The sequence below is a fragment of the Mesorhizobium sp. WSM4312 genome (assembly GCF_002294875.1).
GTDB lineage: Bacteria > Pseudomonadota > Alphaproteobacteria > Rhizobiales > Rhizobiaceae > Mesorhizobium.
Map to the genome: position 1 here is coordinate 25,844 of NZ_NSFU01000012.1, position 16,306 is coordinate 42,149.

Below are 16,306 nucleotides of genomic sequence, written 5' to 3' on the forward strand. Positions count from 1 at the left end.
ATCGCGGGGGGGTTAGTCGAACAGGCTCGACACCGATTCCTCGGTCGCCGTGCGCGAGATCGCCTCGCCCATCAGGTCGGCGATCGAGATGACGCGGATATTGGGGGCGTCGAGCACGCCTTGCGTCGGCTGGATGGAATCGGTGATCACCAGCTCCTGCAGCTTCGAGCCGCTGATGCGGGCGACAGCGCCGCCCGACAGCACGCCATGGGTGATATAGGCCGTGACGCTGGTGGCGCCGTTGGCCAGGAGTGCATCGGCGGCATTGCACAGCGTGCCGCCGGAATCGACGATGTCGTCGATCAGCAGGCAATCCTTGCCGGCGACCGCGCCGATGATGTTCATGACTTCCGATTCGCCCGGGCGCTCACGGCGCTTGTCGACGATGGCGAGCTGCGCGTCGAAGCGCTTGGCCAGCGCACGTGCCCGCACGACGCCGCCAATGTCGGGCGACACCACCACGACATTGCCGAGCTGCTTGTATTTCGCCTTCACGTCGCGGGCCATCACCGGCACGGAAAACAGGTTGTCGGTCGGGATGTCGAAGAAGCCCTGGATCTGGCCGGCATGCAGGTCGAGCGTCAGAACGCGGTCGACACCGGCGCGGGTGATCATGTTGGCGACCAGCTTGGCCGAGATCGGCGTGCGGCCCGACGCCCGGCGGTCCTGCCTGGCATAGCCGAAATAAGGAATCACCGCCGTGATGCGCTTGGCCGAGGAGCGCATGAAGGCGTCGATCATGATGAGCAGCTCCATCAAATGATCGTTGGTCGGGAACGAGGTCGACTGCAGGATGAAGACATCCTCGCCGCGCACGTTTTCCTGAATTTCGACGAAGATTTCCTGGTCGGCGAAGCGCCTGACAGTGGCCTTGCCCAGCGGGATGTTGAGATAGCGGGCGACCGCTTCGGCCAGCACCCTGTTGGAATTGCCCGCGAAGAGTTTCATGCACCGTTCCTGGTGGAGGATGGGAAGGCCTGACAGACTCTCCCGGACCTTTTAATCGGGCTTTTAGCGGCCCGCGCTGGTATTGCAAGCGCCGAGATCGGGAATCCGCCGGCTAAGCTGAAGAAAGGTTCGTGCCATCGCCGAGAGGCAACACTCAAGCATGCCCTGCTAGCCAGCCTTGCCACCCAGGAATGCCGCGAACTGGTCGATGGTCTGGTCGGCGATCGACTGCATGGTGGCCGGCGAGACGCCCTTCCAGCTGTCGGCGCCCGCGCCGGCGCCGGAAGGCGCCTTCATCTGGCCGTTGATGCGGTGCAGGCGGTTGCCTGAGGGGTCGTAGACGTCCCAGACATAGATGACGGTGGTGTCCTTGCCCTCCGAAATCGCCGAGAAATAACCCTTCAGCACATGGGTCGCGGTCTGGTCGGCGCTGCCGGCGAGCGTAATGCCACGCTGCCTGGCGCGCGTCTGCAGTTCCGCCGTCAGCGGGGTCGCGGCCTCGACCGAAGCGCCGACGATCGGCGCGATCTGCAGCCGGGTCTTCGACAGGATGGCAGCACTTTGCGCCGAGGTGAGCGGCGTGGTGGTGGTTGCAGCAGCGCCCGTGGTGGCGGCAGGCGCGGTGGGTGACGTTGCGGCAACGGTGGCCGTCGTGCCACCCTGGGCTCCCGGCACGGGCTGCGCCGAGGCGGCCGGCGGGGTGATGGCGGATGGTTCGAGAACGTCCTTTGCGTTGGTGCAGGCAGCCAGAGCCAATGCCACAAGCAATGACACGGTCGTCACATGCGATCGTCTCATTTGCCTTCTAACTCCTTGGCGAAGAACGCCTCCCATTATGGATTCACTGTACGATCAAGTCGAGATCATGGCGGGAAAGCGGCTTCGGCTGGGATTCGGTGGTCAGGTAGGTGCGGCCAAGCGTCATTGCCGTCTCGGTCTCGGAATCCATGATGATCATGTGGGCGAACAGCGTCATGTGTGGCGCGATCGGCTCGGGATTGCCCTGGTAGAACATAGGCATGTCCATCCAGGACGGCGTGAAGCGGGCGCCGACGGAATAGCCGCAGGCGTTCAGCCGGTGCTTGGTCAGGCCGTGCGCCTCCATGGTGCGGGCGTGGGCGTCGAAGACGTCGCCGAACGTATTGCCCGGCGTCATCGCCTTTTCCACCGCTAGAAGGGCGGCACGCGCGGCATCGAACAGCTCCTGATGGCGCTTCGACACCTTGCCGGTCAGCACGGTGCGCATCATCGGCGCGTGATAGTGATGGAAGACACCGGCCCATTCGAGCGTCAGCTGGTCGTTCTTGGTGAGCTTGCGGCGGCCGGCCTTGTAGCGGCACAGCAGCGCATCGACGCCCGAACCGATGATGAATTCGTTGGCCGGATAGTCGCCGCCGCCGGCAAAGACCGCGCCCTGCATGGCGGCCAGGATCAGCGCCTCGTCGCCGCCCTGCTTGATCAGCGGCAGTGCCGCGTCCAGCGCGTCGTCGGAGAGGTTGGCGGCCTTCTCGGCCTTGGCGATCTCGGCCGGGCTCTTGAACAGGCGCAGCCGGCCGACAATGCCGGACGCGTCGGCGATCTGGCCGAAGGTCTGCAACTGCTCGTCCAGCCGGCGGCCATTATAGGCGGTCAGGCCATGGGTGTCGTATTCGACCCCAATGCGGGCGCCAAGCAGGTCGAGGTCGTTGAGCAGATTGCGCAGGTCGACCGCCGGGTTGGCGCCGTTGCGGTCGGTCCACAGCACGATGTTGTCGATGATCGAGGTGTGGCGCGCCTGGCGAAGGTCGGCCGAGCGGGTCAAAAGCACCATCGAGCCGTCGGCCTTCACCACCAGGCATTGGAAGAAGCAGAAGCCGAAGGTGTCGTAGCCGGTCAGCCAGTACATGCTTTCCTGCGCGAACAGCAGGATGGCGTCGAGCTTCTTCTCGGCCATCTCGATCATCAGCCGGTCGCGCCGCGCGTCAAATTCCGATCGTTCAAAATGCAGCGCCATTATTCACTCTCCAAAACGATGGCCGAAACCTGCCGGCCGTAATCGGGTTCCTTGCGGTGCGTGGTGCGCCGGTAGGAGTAGAACAAATCTTCCTCGCCATAGGTGCAGCGGCCGAGGCCCTCGGCGGTCACGCCGGCCCTGATGAGCCGGTCGACCGTGTAGCGGTTGAGGTCGAACATGGCATGGCCTGATGTGGCGGAGGGCGCGAAATAGCCGATGTTCTGCGCGTCGGCCTCGACGAAGCGGGCAACGAATTCCGGCCCGACTTCATAATTGGCGGGGCCGATCGAGGGGCCGAGCACGGCGACGATGTTTTCGCGCCGGGCGCCCAGGCTTTCCATGGCTGCAACTGTGTTCTCCAGCACGCCCGTGAAAGCGCCTTTCCAGCCGGCATGCGCCGCACCGATGATGCGCGCGCCGGAATCGGCAAACAGCACCGGGCCACAGTCGGCGGTCGAGGCGCCGATGGCGATGCCCGGGCGGTCGGTGACGATGGCATCGGCCTTGGGCCGTTCGCCGGCAAAGGGTTCCCTGGCGACGATGACGTCGGGCGAATGGACCTGCCAGGCGGTCAGCAGATGGTTCGCCGGCACGCCCATCCAGGCGGCGACACGGGCGCGATTCTCGGCCACCAGCGCCTTGTCGTCATCCGACCCGGTGCCGATGTTGAGGCCCTGATAGATGCCCGTCGAGACGCCGCCCATCCGGGTGAAATAGCCATGGCGGATGCCTTGTGCCTGCGCCTTGTCCAGCAGCGGCGACCGAACGGGATCCGGTTTGGTCTGATTCAGCATGCGGGCGTTGTTGTCCGTGTGGGCGGTTTCGTCAAGAAAAAGTCCGGAAGCGAGGTGGCCGGCTGTTCTGCCGCTCTTCTACCGGACGGGAGATTGGGAGGGGCAGCGGTGAAAAGTCAATCCGCCGTCGCAAAGGGCCGGATCGGCACACCGCGCGGCAGGACGGCAAGCACCTTGAACAGTTCGCCCATGGCCTGCGGTCCGGCAAGACGCTCGACATCGCCGGTGATCTTGTCGCGGGCCGCCTGGTCGCCGTCGGCGCCAAGCCGGCCGGCGCGCTCGAGAATGCCCATGCCGAGCAGGAAATTGCCTTGCGTCGACAGATGCGCGTCGAGACCATGCGCGCGTACGGTGGCGGCAAGGGCGGCGAAATCGACATGCGAGGTGAGATCGGCCTCGCCGGGATTGGCCAGCACATCTTCGTGATCGTGTCGGCGCAAGGCCTGCAGCGTGTCGCCGACACCCGGCTGGAGATGGCCATAGTCTAGAAACAGCCCAGCGCCGCCGTTTCGGGCGATGCGCCCGGCAATGGCGGCCATCAGGGCGGTGCGAGCCGGTGCCACTTCGACGATCGCGCCTTGCGGCGCTTCAGCGGCGTCGAGGGGCAATAGGGCCGAGTCAATCGAGCCGGCGCCGGCGAAGAAGCGCAGCTCGTCCTCATCGTCGAGGCCGACCATGCGCTCGCGCCAGCCCGTGCCGGCGCGGACGAACTGGCGGACCGGCACGGCGTCGAACAATTCATTGCCGACGATGAGCAGCGGCTGATCGGGCAGGGTGTCGATGGTCTCGTGCCACCGAACCGCGAAAGGCGTCGCGCCCAGCGTCTGCTTCTGGATTTCAGTCAGGCGCGGGCTGGTCTCGATCATGGCGAAGGCGGCGCCATTGGCCAGGACCGGGTCGAGCCGCGACAGGGTGCGCAGCATGTCCTTCATCAGCGTGCCGCGACCCGGGCCGATCTCGGCGGTGGTGACCGGCATCGGCCGGCCAATCGCTGCCCAAACCTGATAAAGCCAGACGGCGACGAGTTCGCCGAACATCTGGCTGATCTCCGGCGCGGTGACGAAGTCGCCGGCGGCGCCGAAGGGCTCGCGTGTCGTGTAGTAGCCGTCCGCGGGGTCGAACAGGCACATCGCCATGTACTCGTTGACGGGAAGGGGGCCGAGTGCCTCGATCAGGTCGACGATGCGGGTCTTCAGCCGCGTCATGTCGCCTGCGGCTGCGCTTGCTTCACCGGCTTGGCTGTCGCCATCGCCCAGATGCCGGCCAGCACCATCGGCGTCGACAGGATCATGCCCATGGTCAGCCAGTTGGTGCCGAGGAGGTAGCCGAGCTGCTGGTCTGGCTGGCGGAAGAATTCGACGAAGATGCGCGACAAGCCATAGCCGCAGATGAAGGCGCCCGCGACGAAGCGGGGCGTCTTCAGCTTGAGGCGCGAATGGGTGAGGACGCGTAGCACGACAAACAGCACCAGGCCTTCGAGCAGGGCCTCGTAGAGCTGGCTAGGATGGCGAGGATCCAGGCCGGCTGGGCAAAGTGCTTGAGCTTGTTGAAGCCGTTCGTTGCAGAAGATGACGCCCCACGGCACGTCTGTTACCCGCCCCCAGAGTTCAGCATTGATGAAGTTGGCGACGCGCACCAGGCCGAGCCCAACCGGCACGCCGGCGGCCACGACATCGAACAGCGACCAGGTGCGGATGCCGCGCTTGATGGAAAACAGCGTCATGGCGAGGATGACGCCGAGCAGGCCGCCATGGAACGACATGCCGCCTTGCCAGACGGCGAAGATGTCGAGCGGATGCGCGATGTAGCGCGCCAGGTCATAGAACAGCACATAGCCGGTGCGGCCGCCGAGCACGACGCCGATGGCCGCCCAGACGATGAAATCGTCGAGGTCCTCCGGCTTCATCGGCAGGATGCCGTCGGGCCAAAGCTTCGGATTGGCGGCGAGCCGCTTGGCATACCACCAGGCAAACAGGATGCCGACGATGTAGCCGACGCCGTACCAGTGCACCGCCAGCGGCCCGATCTGGATGAGGATCGGGTTGATGTTGGGGAAGGGCAACGAGGCCAGCGGCAGCAGGAAATATTCGTTCAACGGGGAGCTCTCGGTTGCGGTCGCATTCGGGCGCGGACCATGCGGCAGGGTTTTGGCAGGGTCAAGGCAAGCCGGCCGCCGTCAGGGGTCGCGACGGATCGCCATTGCGAGCCATCGCGCCATGAGTGGTGAGTTCAACCCTTGGCGGCCACCCACTGCCGCAATGCGTCGTTGATCCTGTCCTGCCAGCCGGGGCCGTCTTCCTGGAAATGGTCGAGCACGGCCCGGTCGATCCGGATCGAGACAAGCTCGCGGACATTCGGGGCGGTCGAGGGTTCGCGAATGGGCGCTGCCGGCTTCTTGACCGGCTTGAATGCCGCTTCGGCGGCTGCGAACGGATTTGTCGGTCGGCGCGGGGGCGTTGCCATTGGGTGACCCTGATTGGAGCATGCTGAGGCACGGCGTGATGACCACACAGTAGGCGATTTGGCGTCCTCAAGTACAGCTTAGGGCCATTTGAAAGCTTGGCGCAGGCAAGGCATCGCCATGCGCCATAGCAACGCAGAGGCCGCACCAGCCCTCAACGTTCTTGCATTCGGCGCTCCGCGCCACTACGTCATTTCGAGCAAAGCGAGGATTTGCCATGTCGACCGGACCGAACCGCATTCTCGATGAATTCGCCAAGCTGATGACCGACGCCGCGGGTGCCGCGCAGGGCGTGCGCCGCGAGGTCGAGACCGCCTTCAAGGGCCAGGCGGAGCGCATCCTCAATTCGATGGACGTGGTGCAGCGCGAGGAATTCGAGGCCGCGCGCGAGATGGCCGCCAAGGCCCGGGACGAGAATGCCAGGCTTGCCGCCCGCATCGAAGCGCTCGAGGCGAAGCTCGCCGAACTCGCCGGCGATGCCGCACCAGCGGCGGCGGCGAAGCCCCGCGCAAAAAAATAATCGTTAAACTTTTCCACATAGTCCGATCCTGAAAATCGCTTTGCCGTGAATCGCTTAACGGCATTGCATGAATCTTTGTGACAGCGCCTTTCCACATGCGAATGACGCAGTGCGAAAAATTGGGCTGTTCACGCGACTCCCGATCAATAGACTGAATTTGTTGCATGATTCGGAGCAGGGTCATGCGGCCGGGCGGTGGGGTCCGGTCTGGGGTCTTTGCGTCGAGAAGTCCTGGCCGTCCGAGTTCTAGATCAGATTGTTCGTTGTGTGTGCCCTCCCGCGGAGCGTGTGGCGGCGCTCCTCAGAACGACAGGAAGCATTCCATGGAACTTCTCGAACTCGAATTCTCCCGCGAAATCCATCCGGTGGATGTTATCGAGCAGGTGGCCCACAACAACGACTGGTCCTTCGAACGGGCCGGCGACGATGAAATTTCGATCTCGGTCGCAGGCAGTTGGACCGACTATCACGTCTCCTTCTCCTGGATGGAGGATTTCGAGGCGCTGCACCTGGCCTGCGCCTTCGACATCAAGGTGCCGGAGACCCGCGCGCTGGAGGTGATGCGGCTGTTGTCGCTGATCAACGAACAGATGCTGTTCGGCCATTTCGACCTCTGGGAGCAGGAAGGCGCGATCATGTTCCGCCAGTCGCTGCTTTTGGCCGGTGGCGTCGAGCCGTCGAGCCAGCAGGTCGAGGTGCTTTTGTCCTCTGCGCTGGAAGCCTGTGAATGCTATTTCCAGGCGTTCCAGTTCGTCGTCTGGTCGGGAACCTCGGCCAAGGACGCGCTGGCCGGCGTGCTGTTCGAGACCTACGGCAACGCCTGAGTCGCACTGGATGAGTTCAAGCACCACGCGAAAGCCCGAAATCAGCTTCGCCGATTTCGATCGTGTCGACATCCGTGCCGGCACGATCATCGAAGCAGAGCCGTTCCCCGAGGCGCGCAAGCCGGCATTCAAGCTGAAGATCGATTTCGGGCCTGAGATCGGTATCAAGAAATCATCGGCGCAGATCACCAAATACTATACGCCCGAGACGCTGGTCGGCCGGCAGGTCTTCGCCGTGGTCAATTTTCCGCCGCGTCAGATCGGCCCGTTCATGTCGGAAGTGCTGACGCTCGGCTTTCCCGACGAGGAGGGCGCCGTGGTGCTCGGCGCCATCGAGCGCAAGGTGCCGGACGGCGGGCGGTTGTTCTAGAATTTTACCCCGGCCTGCTCAAAAGAACCTCGCCCGGCGCAGCGCTGTCAGGACGCCCGGCGGGCGCCGTCATAGCGGCACAGCCGACCGGATTGAAGCGCTAGCTGGTGGCCGAAACGCGCCGAGAATGGTTCCGACCGTTGCGGCCGAGAGTACGAGATGGAGGATGTCGAACGGCCAGGCGAGTCCGAAATGCACCAGCATAAGGGTCAGGAAGGAAGGCGACGCCGCATCCGTAGGAATGAGAATCAAGGCTCCGGCCAGGACCAGCCCATACTTGACTATGGCAACTATTGCGAAAACGATGAACATTATGACGAGGAAACGCAGATGATTGCCATCTAGCGCGCGCCAGCACCCGATTGGATCAAACGATCCTGTCCAGAGAAAATCACCGACAAAAAGATATGTCCAGACAAGTACGAAAGCACCCGCCAACAGGTTGAAGACTCCCATCGCCGACACCCAATGCGCCACGTCCTCAGGGTTGAGCGGTAGGTCACGTGTGGCCAGCAGGGCCGCAAGCAGTCTGTGCTCGCCGGCGACGGCAAAGCCGCAAACAAGCTGGATCACTGCGAGAAGCAACGCAGCCAAGAGAATCCGCTGGCCAAGCTCAAAGCGCATGCCCGGGATAGCGTAGCGTTTGACACGTTCAACGCCGCGCCGAACAACGACACGGCCGCGCTCGGGCGCGTTTGCCATGCGGTCCAGAACGAACGCAATGACCATCGCCGAGAACGGCGCCGCCACAATCGCGGAAAGCCAGGTCCTGGAGTCAAAGCCTCGCGATAGAAGCCAGCCGGGCACCTGCCCCGGATCGGCAAAGAGAATAAGAGCAAGCGCCGCCAGACAGAGCGTCGTCAGAAAGCAGGGAAACCAGGCGGCCACGAAGAGTGGCCAGGCATTCGCACGGCAATAGCCGAACACCTTCGCAACGGTCTTGCTGATGCGCAAGACGCGACGCTTCGGCGATACGGCAGGCGACTGGTCCAGCGTTGAAATCGGTGTCAATCCCGCAACGAACTACAGATGCAGAATAATGCACCGCAAGGAACTGTCGCGCAAGCTCTCGCAAGGAGTGCGCTCACGGGGACTAAAGCTTGCCGGCGCACGATCTCCCAATGCATTCCATCAATTTCACGCGGAAGACTTGTCTAAAAGTATCGGCAAGTTGTCGAAGGTCTGGATTTGCTGAAGGAAACGCGCCATCGAAGAGGTCACACAACTGCCGCCGTCAGGCCGCCAGCTTGCGCGTCCTGCCGAGCGCTTCCTCGACCGTGTCGAGGAACATCTCGGCGCAAGCCTTCCAGCTGTAGCGCATGGCGCGTTCGCGGGCTTGCGCGCGGTCGACCTCGAGGGCGGCGAGCGCGGCCTCGCGCAAATCGTTGGAGACCGCGCCGCCAAAGCCGTCGCCGACAATGTCGATCGGTCCGGTCACCGGATAGGCGGCGACTGGTGTGCCGCTGGCCAGCGCTTCGATGATGACGTTGCCGAAGGTGTCGGTGCGGCTGGGGAAGACGAAGACATCGGCCGAGGCATAGATCTCCGCCAGTTCGTCATTGGGACGATGGCCGAGGAAATGCGCGTTGGAGTAGCGGGCCTTCAGCTTGGCGAGCTCCGGTCCCTCGCCGACGATCACCTTGCTGCCGGGCAGGTCAAGGTCGAGGAACGCGGAGAGGTTCTTCTCGATGGCGACGCGGCCGACGCAGAGGAAGACCGGGCCGGGGAGGCCGAGGTCCTTGCGCTTGTCCGGGCGGAAATGGTCGGTGTCGACGCCGCGCGTCCATGGCCTCAGCTTGTTGAAGCCGCGCGCCGAAAGGTCATCGGCGAGCGACTGGGTGGCGACCAGCGTGCCCTGGCCGGAATTGTGGAAGTCGCGCAGCCAGCGATAGGCCCAGCTTTCCGGCACTGGCAGGCGGGCGCTGAGATATTCGGGAAAGCGCGTATGATAGCTGGTGGTGAACGGCCGGCCGGCATTGCGGCAATAGCGCCGCGCCATGATGCCCAGCGGTCCTTCGGTGACGATGTGGATATGGTCGGCCTTGTAGGCGTCGATCAGGCGCGCGACATGGCCTGGCGTGGTCAGCGCCAGCCTGATGTCGGGGTAGGTCGGCAGGGGCAGCGTGCGAAAGATGTTGGGTGTCAGAAAATCCACCGCGACGTCGAAGGATTTCAGCGTTTCGGTGAGCCGCTCCAGCGTGTGGACGACGCCGTTGACTTGCGGGCGCCAGGCGTCGGTGACCATCAATATGCGCATGGCGGCCCTTTGCTGGAAAGGTCGACGGTAGCCTTGAGACGATGCCGGAACGGCGACCAGCCGGGGGCCCTCGCTTCGCTCCAGCGCACCCGGGCGGGCACGGGATCGAAATGGGGCGGCGAGGCCGAATCAAGTAATGTCGCGCGTTTCATGCGCGCTCTTCACCATGATTTCATGACGGGCGGATGAAGCCCGATGTTTGGCCAGCCTAGGCGGGAACCTTGATCACCGCGCGCAGGCCGCCGAGCGGACTGTCGTCGAGGGTGATGTCGCCGCCATGGCTGCGGGCGATGTCGCGGGCGATCGACAGGCCGAGCCCGGTGCCGCTGGCATCGAGGTTGCGGGCTTCGTCGAGCCGCACGAAGGGCTTGAACACGTCCTCGCGCCTGTCGGCCGGAATGCCGGGACCGTTGTCGTCGACGGTGACCACGAGCGAGCCACGGCCGTGATCGGCGCTGACCTCCACCGTCTTGGCATAGCGGAAGGCATTGCCGATGACGTTGGACAACAGCCGCGCGAAGGCGTTCGGCCGCACATGCACGGTCGGATCACCGGAAAGCGTCGTCGACAGCTTGCATTTGCGCAAGGCGGCCTCGTCGCTGAGCTTCTGGAAATAGGCTTCGAGATCGAAACGTCCCGGGTCCTCCGAGGCTTCGCCGCGGGCAAAGGCGAGATAGCCTTCCAGCATCGACTGCATGTCGTCGATGTCCTGGTTGAGCGCCGCCTTGGTCTCGGCCTTGCCGCCGGCCAGCGCCAGCTGCAGCTTGAAGCGGGTGAGGATGGTCCTGAGATCATGGCTGACACCGGTAAGCATGGCGGTGCGCTGGTCGATCTGGCGCTCGATGCGCTCGCGCATCTGGATGAAGGCAAAGCCGGCGCGGCGCACCTCCTCGGCGCCGCGCGGGCGAAAATCGCGCGGCATCGGCCGGCCCTTGCCGAAGCTTTCGGCGGCCTCGGCAAGCGTCAGGATCGGCCGGATCTGATTGCGCAGGAAGGGGATGGCGATCATCAGCAGCACCAGCGAGGTGCCGACCATCCAGATCAGGAAGATGTGGGTGTTGGAGGCATAGGCCTGGCTGCGGCGCACGAAGACGCGCAGCACCTTGTTCTCGAGCTGGACGCGCACCTCGACGATGTTGGAATTGCCGACCGTGTCGATCCAGAACGGCCGGTTTATCTGGCGGGTGATCTCGGCCGAGAGAACGTCGTCGAGGATCGAGAAGAACGGTTTCGGACCGGGCGGCGGCAAGGGATCCGGCGGCAGCAGATCGACCTTCAGCTGCATGCGGTCCTGGGCGATGCGGATGACGTTGGCGTAGTCGGCGTCGTGCGGGTAGGTCTCGATCAGGTCGATGATGGCGGCAATGTCGCGCACGGTCGCCTGCGACAGGCGCTGGGTCACCGTTGCCCAATGGCGCTCCATGAAGACGAAGGCGACCACCGATTGCAGAAGGATCATCGGCGCGATGACGATGATCAGCGAGCGCGCGTAAAGGCGCTTGGGCATGTAAAGCGAAATCAGGCGCCAGAACCGGTTCCAGATGCGCGGCACCGCCTTGAGCGTTCGCGTGGCGCGTGCGCTCAAGCCGTCAGGTCCCGGCCCTTCCAGTTGCGTCGTTGCCATTGGCTCTTTTCATTTCGTCCGCGGCACTAGATCAGAACGACGTTTGGCTCCAGAGCCGCGTCCGGTATTCTATTCCACGCTGAGCCGATACCCAATACCGCGCACGGTCTGCAGCCAGACAGGATTGGACGGATCGCGCTCGATCTTGCGGCGCAGCCGGTTGATCTGCACGTCGATCGTGCGCTCGCCGACCTCCGAATCGTCGCCGACCAGTTCGTGGCGCGGGATGGTCTCGCCGGCCCGCGCGGCAAAGATCGCCAGGATCTCCTGCTCGCGATCGGTCAGCTTCAGCGCCTCGCCGCCGCGCTTCAGTTCGCGCCTGGCGATCTGGAACGTGTAGGGACCGAAGACCAGCTGTTCGACCTTGGGCGTGGTCGCGGGGCCGCCGCGGCGCAGGATGTTGTTGATGCGCAGGATCAGCTCACGCGGATCGAAGGGTTTTGGCAGATAGTCGTCGGCGCCGGCCTCGAGCCCTAGGATGCGGCTGTCGGTTTCCGAAAGCGCGGTCAGCATCAGGATCGGCACGTTCTTTTCGGCGCGCAGCGATTTGGTGAGATCGACGCCGCTTTCGCCGGGCATCATGACATCGAGCACAAGCAGGTCGAAGTCGAGTCCGGCGAGCTTGCGCCTGGCCTCGCCGGCATTGCCGGCGACGGTGACGCGAAAGCCGTTTTCGGTCAGATACTGTTTGAGAAGATTGCGGATGCGGGTGTCGTCGTCGACCACAAGCAGATGCGGCGCGTCGTCGTCCGGTGCGGCCGCCTGATCGACCCTCTCAGTGCTCTCCATGGCTTTTTCCTGACATTTTTGCGGACCCAACGTCGATCTGAGCTCTCAGTTCCGGATTGACCATCGCTTCGAGGAAGCGTTCCACCAAGGCCCGTTCGGTGGCGCCGGAATCTTCCAATGCAGCACGGATGCGGCGTGACTGTGGCCGCGCCAGGGCGAGCGCCAGCGCGCGGCCCTTGGCGGTGGGATAGAGTTCGCGCTGGCGGCGGTCGCGCGGACCTTGCAATTGCACGACATGGTCGGTGTCGATCAGCTGCTTCAGCACGCGCGCCAGGCTCTGTTTGGTGATCTTCAACACGTCGAGCAGTTCGGCGACCGTCAGGCCCGGCCGGCGGTTGACGAAATGCAGCACCCTATGGTGGGCGCGACCGAAGCCATAGTCGGCCAGGATCTGGTCTGGATCGGAGGTGAAGTCGCGATAGGCAAAGAAGAACAGTTCGATGATGGCGAAGTCTATGCCGTCCTCGACTGACATCGCGGTCCTGATCGGCTTTCCGGCGGCTGGGCTTCGATCCGTCATCATTTCTCCATGGGAACGGGAGATTATGTCAGTACTATTGACGTAATTTCCCCGCAATGGTAATTTTTGACAAGCTTTTGGGCGGATTGCGAACGAAAAGGCAAGGCAGGCCGGTTTTTCCGGAACTTCCTGAGTTTGCCAGAGCGCGATTATCCGCCTACGCTTCGCAACACCGGCCGGCGTCTCCAATCACACGGCGCGGCCAAAAACGCTACGACACCAAGGATATGCGGGCCGCGACCCGCGGGAGGTTACCATGGCATCCGTTCCCTTCGATCAACTGGACGGCTTCATCTGGATGAATGGCGAATTCGTTGCGTGGGGCGACGCCAAGATCCATGTTCTGACGCACGGTCTGCACTATGCCAGCGCGGTCTTCGAGGGCGAGCGCGCCTATGGCGGCGAGATCTTCAAGCTCAACGAGCACACCGAGCGCCTGCATGAATCGGCCCGCCTGCTCGGCTTCAAGATTCCCTATTCGGTCACCGAGCTCAACGACGCCTCGACCTCGCTGTTGAAGAAGCAAGGGTTCCAGGACGCCTATGTCCGGCCGATCGCATGGCGCGGCAGCGAGCAGATGGGCGTTTCGGCGCAGAACAACCGCATCAACGTAGCCATCGCCATCTGGCAGTGGCCGAGCTATTTCGATCCGGCGCAGAAGCTGAAAGGCATCCGCCTCGATGTCGCGGAATGGCGCCGACCCGACCCGCGCACGGCGCCGTCGAAGTCGAAGGCTGCCGGCCTCTACATGATCTGCACCATGTCCAAGCACGCCGCCGAAGCAAAAGGCTATGCCGACGCCATGATGCTCGACTGGCGCGGCCAGGTCGCCGAGGCAACCGGTGCCAACATCTTCTTCGTCAAGGACGGCAAGATCCATACGCCCAAGCCCGACTGCTTCCTCGACGGCATCACCCGCCGCACGGTCATTGGGCTCGCCAGGGACCGTGGCCTGGACGTAATCGAACGCGCCATCCTGCCGGAAGAACTCGAAAGCTTCGAACAATGCTTCCTGACCGGAACGGCGGCGGAAGTAACGCCGGTTTCGGAGATCGGCCCTTACCGATTCGAGGTTGGCGAAATCGCCAAGAACCTTATGAATGACTATTCTGCGGCCGTTCAGCCGAAGCACGCGATCGCCGCAGAATAACAATAGTCACAGCTTTTCGCGCAAGCAGGGGCGGTTTTCGGGCCGCCCCTTTTATTTCAGCGTTTCTGCATTTGACTTTCAGTCAATTCGGCGTCTCATGATGGTGTCGGCCCGGGAGGCTGGCAGCTATGGAGGGACTAATCATATGGACATGAACACGCTTCTTCCGATCATTGTGCAGGTGATTACGGGTATCATCGGAGGTCAGGCGGTCGGTGTTGCACTCAAGAACGCGGCGATGGGCCAGCTTCCCAAAATCCTGGGTGGCGCCATTGGCGGCGTCGGCGGCGCGGCAATCCTCGGCAGCCTGCTTGGCGGCGGCGCGGTTGATCCGGCAGCGGCCGCTGCAGCGACCAGCGGTCTCGGCAGTGCGCTCAACCTCAACAACATCGTCGGCGGCGCCGGCGGCGGCGCGATCCTGACCGGCATCATCGGCGCTGTCATGGGCGCTATGAAGAAGTAAGCCTGACGGTCTCAGGTTTGTTCAAATGGGCGGCTTCGGCCGCCCATTTCTGTTTCTGCAACGACTGACTGTTCGTGTTTCGAGCGTGGACGCCCTTCATTCGCGCCGCCGGAGTGGTTCATCGTTTCAAGGAAACGCAGAACCACTCCGTCTCTTTATTTTGACGCAATTCCCAAGGGAAAGCGCTACGCGCTTTTCCCGGGAAAACCGTCTCACACTTTGCCTGGAAGTGTTCTACATCACCGCGTGAACATCGAAAGGACGATCATGGGTCAGCTCAATGCCGGCATCGTGCCGGTCACACCGTTTCAGCAGAACTGCACCATCCTGTTCGACATGGTCGACAAGCACGGCGTCGTCGTCGATCCGGGTGGCGATATCGACAAAGTGCTGGCGGTGTTGAAGGACAATGCGATCACGGCCGAGGCGATCTGGATCACGCACGGCCATATCGACCATGCCGGCGGCGCCATGGAGCTGAAGGATGCGCTCGGCCTCGAAATCATCGGCCCACATGCAGCCGACAGGCCTTTGCTCGACAATCTGGAGAAACAGGGCAGGCTCTACGGCATCGCCGGCGCGCGTAACTGCGTGCCCGACCGGTTCCTCACCGAAGGCGATACCGTGTCGTTCGGCGGTCATGTGTTCGAGGTGCTGCATTGCCCCGGCCACGCGCCCGGCCATGTCGTCTACTACAACCGCGCGGCCAAGTTCGCCCATGTCGGCGATGTGCTGTTCCGCGGCTCGGTCGGCCGCACCGACCTGCCGGGCGGTGACCACGCGACGCTGATCGCCTCGATCAAGGACAAGCTCTTGCCGCTCGGTGACGATATCGGTTTCATCTGCGGCCACGGCCCCGGCGGCCGTTTTGGCGAGGAGCGGCGAACCAATCCGTTCCTTGTTTAGGATCAGCACCAGCAAAAAGCGCTGGCCTTGCGGTCAGCGCTTTTGTCTGGGGCAGGGAAGCCCTAAGCGCTTTCGCGCTTTAGGTCTTTGTCTGGTGCAAGTCGTTATCCCAAAACCGCTGCGCACTTTTGGGCGACATGCACTCAGTTGGCAGTGCAGAAATGCTGCTCGCCGTCATTGCCGGTGAAGGTGCCGGTGCGGGAGTTGAAGCTGCGGTAGCGGTCCGAGCAGTATTCGTACCAGTCACGCGTCCACGGCTCGGCATAGCGATCGGCATAGACCACCCGCGGTTCGACATAGTAGCGACGGACCGGTGCCGGGCGGATCCGCACGTCACGATCGTAGTAACCGTCATCGTAGTAGCGGTCAGCGTCAGGCGGTGGCTGGTCATTGGCCAGCGCGCCACCGATCAGCGCACCGGCGGCGAGGCCAAGCACACCGGCGGCAATGGCGTCGCCATTGCCGTGGTGGCGGTGATGGCGCCATTCATCGGCGTTGGCCGCGGGCAAGGCCACCAGCATGGTGGCCGCCATGGCGGCGGACAGCACGGCAGTCTTGAAAATTCTGTTCATCTTGGTCTCCTTCGGTCCGGACCGTGCAGTTTTGCAGGGGATGCGGTCCGGCTTTACCCAAGATTAATATGCGACCGTGGCTGAACGGAGGCTGAACGGATTTCGACGTGCCGAT

Annotated in this window: 19 protein-coding genes; 6 read left to right on the forward strand and 13 right to left on the reverse strand. The window is 63.3% G+C overall.

The window, feature by feature from the left end:
- Positions 1–12: 12 nt before the first annotated feature.
- The 7 genes from CK228_RS20850 to CK228_RS20880 all read right to left on the reverse strand — a co-directional run bounded on the left by CK228_RS20850 (position 13) and on the right by CK228_RS20880 (position 6,198).
- Complete coding sequence (locus CK228_RS20850; RefSeq protein WP_010911102.1) at positions 13–948, reverse strand: ribose-phosphate pyrophosphokinase; 936 nt, start codon at positions 946–948, stop codon at positions 13–15.
- Positions 949–1,116: 168 nt separating this feature from the next.
- Positions 1,117–1,746: a hypothetical protein gene (locus CK228_RS20855; protein ID WP_095773538.1), complete on the reverse strand. Its 630-nt coding sequence runs from the start codon at positions 1,744–1,746 to the stop codon at positions 1,117–1,119.
- Between the two features lie 43 nt (positions 1,747–1,789).
- Positions 1,790–2,941 carry a Xaa-Pro peptidase family protein gene (locus CK228_RS20860; RefSeq protein WP_095789065.1) on the reverse strand — a complete coding sequence of 384 codons (1,152 nt, stop codon included), beginning with the start codon at positions 2,939–2,941 and terminating at the stop codon, positions 1,790–1,792.
- Entirely contained in the window at positions 2,941–3,735 is a 795-nt protein-coding gene (gene pgeF, locus CK228_RS20865) for a peptidoglycan editing factor PgeF (protein ID WP_095773540.1), read from the reverse strand. Before pgeF ends, CK228_RS20860 begins: the two co-directional genes overlap by 1 nt.
- A 116-nt stretch (positions 3,736–3,851) precedes the next feature.
- Entirely contained in the window at positions 3,852–4,940 is a 1,089-nt protein-coding gene (locus CK228_RS20870) for a class I SAM-dependent methyltransferase (RefSeq protein WP_095773541.1), read from the reverse strand.
- Entirely contained in the window at positions 4,937–5,830 is an 894-nt protein-coding gene (lgt, locus tag CK228_RS20875; RefSeq protein WP_095789066.1) for a prolipoprotein diacylglyceryl transferase, read from the reverse strand. The genes CK228_RS20870 and lgt overlap by 4 nt, the downstream gene beginning before the upstream one ends.
- A gap of 134 nt (positions 5,831–5,964) precedes the next feature.
- Complete coding sequence (locus CK228_RS20880) at positions 5,965–6,198, reverse strand: BrnA antitoxin family protein (protein ID WP_095773542.1); 234 nt, start codon at positions 6,196–6,198, stop codon at positions 5,965–5,967.
- Between the two features lie 215 nt (positions 6,199–6,413).
- Between CK228_RS20880 and CK228_RS20885 the strand changes: the two genes are divergently transcribed.
- The 3 genes from CK228_RS20885 to CK228_RS20895 all read left to right on the forward strand — a co-directional run bounded on the left by CK228_RS20885 (position 6,414) and on the right by CK228_RS20895 (position 7,910).
- The gene (locus CK228_RS20885) at positions 6,414–6,716 is read left to right on the forward strand and encodes an accessory factor UbiK family protein (protein ID WP_027055368.1); all 303 of its coding nucleotides are present in this window, start codon (positions 6,414–6,416) and stop codon (positions 6,714–6,716) included.
- A 323-nt stretch (positions 6,717–7,039) separates the two neighbouring features.
- A complete protein-coding gene (locus CK228_RS20890) occupies positions 7,040–7,540 on the forward strand; it encodes a YbjN domain-containing protein (protein WP_013893499.1) in 501 nt (166 codons plus the stop codon).
- A 10-nt stretch (positions 7,541–7,550) separates the two neighbouring features.
- A complete protein-coding gene (locus CK228_RS20895) occupies positions 7,551–7,910 on the forward strand; it encodes a tRNA-binding protein (protein ID WP_095773543.1) in 360 nt (119 codons plus the stop codon).
- A gap of 69 nt (positions 7,911–7,979) precedes the next feature.
- Here the strand turns inward: CK228_RS20895 and CK228_RS20900 are convergent, their stop codons facing one another.
- The 5 genes from CK228_RS20900 to CK228_RS20920 all read right to left on the reverse strand — a co-directional run bounded on the left by CK228_RS20900 (position 7,980) and on the right by CK228_RS20920 (position 13,100).
- Positions 7,980–8,864 carry a hypothetical protein gene (locus CK228_RS20900; protein ID WP_245438080.1) on the reverse strand — a complete coding sequence of 295 codons (885 nt, stop codon included), beginning with the start codon at positions 8,862–8,864 and terminating at the stop codon, positions 7,980–7,982.
- 280 nt (positions 8,865–9,144) lie between these two features.
- Entirely contained in the window at positions 9,145–10,167 is a 1,023-nt protein-coding gene (locus CK228_RS20905; RefSeq protein WP_095789068.1) for a glycosyltransferase family 1 protein, read from the reverse strand.
- Between the two features lie 208 nt (positions 10,168–10,375).
- Positions 10,376–11,791, reverse strand: coding sequence for an ATP-binding protein (locus CK228_RS20910; RefSeq protein WP_095789069.1), 1,416 nt, complete (start codon positions 11,789–11,791; stop codon positions 10,376–10,378).
- A 69-nt stretch (positions 11,792–11,860) separates the two neighbouring features.
- Positions 11,861–12,580 carry a response regulator transcription factor gene (locus CK228_RS20915; protein WP_019860633.1) on the reverse strand — a complete coding sequence of 240 codons (720 nt, stop codon included), beginning with the start codon at positions 12,578–12,580 and terminating at the stop codon, positions 11,861–11,863.
- Positions 12,567–13,100: a MarR family transcriptional regulator gene (locus CK228_RS20920; protein WP_032933687.1), complete on the reverse strand. Its 534-nt coding sequence runs from the start codon at positions 13,098–13,100 to the stop codon at positions 12,567–12,569. Before CK228_RS20920 ends, CK228_RS20915 begins: the two co-directional genes overlap by 14 nt.
- A gap of 256 nt (positions 13,101–13,356) precedes the next feature.
- Between CK228_RS20920 and CK228_RS20925 the strand changes: the two genes are divergently transcribed.
- The 3 genes from CK228_RS20925 to CK228_RS20935 all read left to right on the forward strand — a co-directional run bounded on the left by CK228_RS20925 (position 13,357) and on the right by CK228_RS20935 (position 15,619).
- Positions 13,357–14,250 (forward strand): branched-chain amino acid aminotransferase, encoded by an 894-nt coding sequence (locus tag CK228_RS20925; RefSeq protein WP_095789070.1) that lies wholly within the window; start codon positions 13,357–13,359, stop codon positions 14,248–14,250.
- A gap of 145 nt (positions 14,251–14,395) precedes the next feature.
- Positions 14,396–14,713 (forward strand): hypothetical protein, encoded by a 318-nt coding sequence (locus CK228_RS20930; protein ID WP_095773549.1) that lies wholly within the window; start codon positions 14,396–14,398, stop codon positions 14,711–14,713.
- A 267-nt stretch (positions 14,714–14,980) separates the two neighbouring features.
- Complete coding sequence (locus CK228_RS20935; protein ID WP_095789204.1) at positions 14,981–15,619, forward strand: MBL fold metallo-hydrolase; 639 nt, start codon at positions 14,981–14,983, stop codon at positions 15,617–15,619.
- 143 nt (positions 15,620–15,762) lie between these two features.
- Here CK228_RS20935 and CK228_RS20940 read toward each other — a convergent pair whose 3' ends face one another.
- Positions 15,763–16,191 carry a BA14K family protein gene (locus tag CK228_RS20940; protein WP_010911084.1) on the reverse strand — a complete coding sequence of 143 codons (429 nt, stop codon included), beginning with the start codon at positions 16,189–16,191 and terminating at the stop codon, positions 15,763–15,765.
- Positions 16,192–16,306 lie beyond the last annotated feature (115 nt).

Excerpts from the sequence above, each read along its gene's own strand:
- CK228_RS20850 (WP_010911102.1), bottom strand. The coding sequence starts at position 948 with ATGAAACTCTTCGCGGGCAATTCCAACAGGGTGCTGGCCGAAGCGGTC.
- CK228_RS20855 (WP_095773538.1), bottom strand. The coding sequence starts at position 1,746 with ATGAGACGATCGCATGTGACGACCGTGTCATTGCTTGTGGCATTGGCT.
- CK228_RS20860 (WP_095789065.1), bottom strand. The coding sequence starts at position 2,941 with ATGGCGCTGCATTTTGAACGATCGGAATTTGACGCGCGGCGCGACCGG.
- pgeF (WP_095773540.1), bottom strand. The coding sequence starts at position 3,735 with ATGCTGAATCAGACCAAACCGGATCCCGTTCGGTCGCCGCTGCTGGAC.
- CK228_RS20870 (WP_095773541.1), bottom strand. The coding sequence starts at position 4,940 with ATGACGCGGCTGAAGACCCGCATCGTCGACCTGATCGAGGCACTCGGC.
- CK228_RS20880 (WP_095773542.1), bottom strand. The coding sequence starts at position 6,198 with ATGGCAACGCCCCCGCGCCGACCGACAAATCCGTTCGCAGCCGCCGAA.
- CK228_RS20885 (WP_027055368.1), top strand. The coding sequence starts at position 6,414 with ATGTCGACCGGACCGAACCGCATTCTCGATGAATTCGCCAAGCTGATG.
- CK228_RS20890 (WP_013893499.1), top strand. The coding sequence starts at position 7,040 with ATGGAACTTCTCGAACTCGAATTCTCCCGCGAAATCCATCCGGTGGAT.
- CK228_RS20895 (WP_095773543.1), top strand. The coding sequence starts at position 7,551 with ATGAGTTCAAGCACCACGCGAAAGCCCGAAATCAGCTTCGCCGATTTC.
- CK228_RS20905 (WP_095789068.1), bottom strand. The coding sequence starts at position 10,167 with ATGCGCATATTGATGGTCACCGACGCCTGGCGCCCGCAAGTCAACGGC.
- CK228_RS20910 (WP_095789069.1), bottom strand. The coding sequence starts at position 11,791 with ATGGCAACGACGCAACTGGAAGGGCCGGGACCTGACGGCTTGAGCGCA.
- CK228_RS20915 (WP_019860633.1), bottom strand. The coding sequence starts at position 12,580 with ATGGAGAGCACTGAGAGGGTCGATCAGGCGGCCGCACCGGACGACGAC.
- CK228_RS20920 (WP_032933687.1), bottom strand. The coding sequence starts at position 13,100 with ATGACGGATCGAAGCCCAGCCGCCGGAAAGCCGATCAGGACCGCGATG.
- CK228_RS20925 (WP_095789070.1), top strand. The coding sequence starts at position 13,357 with ATGGCATCCGTTCCCTTCGATCAACTGGACGGCTTCATCTGGATGAAT.
- CK228_RS20930 (WP_095773549.1), top strand. The coding sequence starts at position 14,396 with ATGGACATGAACACGCTTCTTCCGATCATTGTGCAGGTGATTACGGGT.
- CK228_RS20935 (WP_095789204.1), top strand. The coding sequence starts at position 14,981 with ATGGGTCAGCTCAATGCCGGCATCGTGCCGGTCACACCGTTTCAGCAG.
- CK228_RS20940 (WP_010911084.1), bottom strand. The coding sequence starts at position 16,191 with ATGAACAGAATTTTCAAGACTGCCGTGCTGTCCGCCGCCATGGCGGCC.